The 2,408-nt window shown below is 68.8% G+C and carries 2 protein-coding genes; one reads left to right on the forward strand and one right to left on the reverse strand.

Annotated features, from left to right (window positions below; genetic code table 11):
• Positions 1-121 precede the first annotated feature (121 nt).
• Positions 122-1,096, reverse strand: coding sequence for a YafY family protein (locus AB0M27_RS47410; protein ID WP_365732405.1), 975 nt, complete (start codon positions 1,094-1,096; stop codon positions 122-124).
• An 80-nt stretch (positions 1,097-1,176) separates the two neighbouring features.
• Here AB0M27_RS47410 and AB0M27_RS47415 point away from each other — a divergent pair, with 80 nt between their 5' ends.
• Positions 1,177-1,911, forward strand: coding sequence for an alpha/beta hydrolase (locus AB0M27_RS47415; RefSeq protein ID WP_365732406.1), 735 nt, complete (start codon positions 1,177-1,179; stop codon positions 1,909-1,911).
• The last annotated feature ends 497 nt before the right edge of the window (positions 1,912-2,408 follow it).

Below are 2,408 nucleotides of genomic sequence, written 5' to 3' on the forward strand. Positions count from 1 at the left end.
TCGGGGTATTTCCATGGTGCAGGCATCGGACCTGTGTTCTCCCGTCTGCCGAGGCGATCATGCCTGGCTTCAGGGCCGCTACAAAATCCGGTTCAACTCAGCCTGTCCGAACTACGGGTTTTTACTGCGGTGGTTCACCTGGTTCCCGTTGGACGGCTGCGATGAGCTGGTCGGCGAGGTTCTTGAGGGCCTGTCGTAGTTCGTCGGGGTGGTGGATGGTGAAGGGCCATTCCAGGGAGGCGAGCAGGTGTGCCATGCCGTCCAGTCGTTCCGCCCATGCGTGCATGAGGACACCGGTGGGCTGGGTGGTGAGGGTGACGGCTGAGCGGGGCAGCCGGCGGGCGATCTCATCGAGGGGGCCGTGGATCGTCACCTCAACGTGCCAGCGGTAGGTCCCCTGGGCCAGGGTCGAGGTCAGGTGGGCTACGGGGTCGAAGCCGTCGGGGGCTGTGAAGTGGCGAGCCCGGGCGGTGACGGAGGCGATGCGGTCGATACGGAAGGTCCGCAGACTGTCGCGGAGGTGGTCGTGGCCGACGACGTACCAGCGGCCGGTGTGGAAGACCACGCCGTAGGGGTCGATGTCGCGTTCAGTGTGCTCCTGGCGCCAGGACTGGTGGTGGATGCCGACGGTCTCGTGGGCGCGAGAGGCCTGGGCCAGGGCCAGCAGGACGCCGGTGCCGGGTGCCTGCCCGATCACGGCGTTGGCGGTGAACGAGAGAGTCTCCCGCATGGCGGTGAGCGGTTCGCGCAGGGCGTACGGGAGCACCCGCTCGATCTTGGCCAGGGCACCGGCACTGGCCGGTGCGGCGGTGCCCATGCCCAGGCGTTCCGCGGCGAGTAGGCCAAGGACGACGGCGAGAGCCTCGTCGTTGGTGAGGACCAGGGGTGGCATCCGGTAGCCGCGGGCCAGTCGGTAGCCGCCGTAGCGGCCGCGTTCGGCCTCCACGGGGATGCCCAGTTCCCGCAGGTGGGCGGTGTAGCGGCGCACGGTGCGGACGTCGGTGTCCAGGCGGTCGGCCAGCTCCGCCCCGGTGAGCTGGGTGTGTGACTGGAGGAGTTCCAGCAGGGTCAGCACACGGGTCAGGGGATGCGACATGGATCTCTCGGCATTTCAGGGCGGAATGTGTCCTGTATTGACTCTACGCTCCCCGCAGCAGCTCACGTATGGGAGATCACATGGCCACCTTTGTACTCGTTCCCGGCGCCTGGCTCGGGGCGTGGGCCTGGGAAGACACCGTCCGCGCGCTGCGGGAGCGCGGCCACACGGCGCTGCCGCTGACGCTGACGGGCCTGGCCGAGCAGGCCGACCAGGGCGGGCCACAGACGGATTTGGACACGCACATCGCGGATATCACCGGATTCGTTGAGCGGAACGATCTGCGCGACGTCACGTTGGTCGCCCACAGCTATGCGGCTGCCCCGGTGACTGGGGCGGCCGGACGTCTCGGCGACCGGCTGGAGCGCGTGGTCTACGTGGACAGCGCCCCGTTCGCCGCGGGCATGCGCATGCTCGACCTCATGCCACCTGAGGCAGCGGACCAACTGCGCCACCAGGTCTCCGCTTCCGACGACGGGTGGCGGCTGCCGATGCCGCCCTTGGAGGTCCTGGGACTGTCCAGCAGCCTCGACGGGCTCGACGAGGGCCAGCGGGACGTTCTGCGCGCGCGTGCCACCCCTCAGCCGTTCGGCACCTACACCCAGCGTCTCGCCGTCTCGGCCGAGCTCGGGCCCGGTGTGGACCGGGTCTTGATCGCCTGCCATGACTTCACGGGCCTGCTGGACGCCGGGGTGCCGATGCTGGCCTTCCTGAACCAGCCGCCGTGGCGGCGCTTCGACCTGCCCACCGGGCACTGGCCGATGCTGTCGGCACCCACTGAACTTGCCGGGACCCTTGATACGGCCGTCTCCTGACCGCGCTGATCACGAGGGGCATGTCCCGACGCTTGACCACGAGAGCGTCCGCAGGCTGCGGGCCTGTTTCGCCAGCTCTGGCCGGCGGAATACGGGAGACTTCTGCCGGGGCGGTCGTCCGGCAGATCTCCGCCATCCAGGCCCAAGACCCCACGGCCGCCGACCTGGGCATCTGGCTACGGGGCGGGAGATCACCGCCCATGCCATCCGCACGGCATACGAGGACGAGCGGAGCATCGTCCGCGGCTGGTACATGCGCGGCACCCGCACACCAACCCCAGCGAAGACGCGCGCTGGATCCTGCGACTGCTCGCCCCTCGGATCCTTGCCACGACCAGCCACCGCTACCACCACCTCGGCCTGCACGACGACCTGCGCCCCTGAGGCGACACCAGACGTGCCAAGCGTCTCTAATCAGCTAAGCGATCCCATGGGAACCGTAGGGTCCGGTGCGGGTTCTTCCCACCTGGGCGGGGCTGCGTGAGCGTGGAGATGGA

The organism is Streptomyces sp. NPDC052107 (assembly GCF_040680215.1).
Taxonomy (GTDB): domain Bacteria; phylum Actinomycetota; class Actinomycetes; order Streptomycetales; family Streptomycetaceae; genus Streptomyces.